We start from the raw sequence: 308 nt of genomic DNA on the forward strand, positions 1-308 counted from the left end.
CAAGCCCAAGCGCGCCGGCGATCGCCCTGTCGTTCATCCAGAACGTGTAGGTGCGCGCGAAACCGCCACATCCTTCCGCCGCGACGGCAAGATAGAAGTCGAAATAGGACGGCTGCTGCAGCAGGTCGGCGGGGCCGTTGCTGCCGTCGAAGCGCTTGCCGCGATAGACCTTGAGCGCGTCGAATGTGGTACGGATGGCGTCGATGCTCTCGGCGCACTTGAAGCGCGCCTCCCCCCACCGGCCGAGCTGCCGGGATTTCTTGTCGAGTTCCTTGCGGTAGGACTGGGCGAGCTGATGCTCGCGCCAG

Annotated in this window: 1 protein-coding gene; it reads right to left on the bottom strand. The window is 65.3% G+C overall.

All coding sequences use genetic code 11. The features are described from left to right. Positions 1 to 308, bottom strand: a 308-nt coding sequence (locus EN853_RS33495; protein ID WP_135861374.1) for a GNAT family N-acetyltransferase, incomplete at both ends; no start/stop codon positions are given.

The sequence above is a fragment of the Mesorhizobium sp. M1C.F.Ca.ET.210.01.1.1 genome (genome assembly GCF_004791585.1).
Taxonomy (GTDB): domain Bacteria; phylum Pseudomonadota; class Alphaproteobacteria; order Rhizobiales; family Rhizobiaceae; genus Mesorhizobium.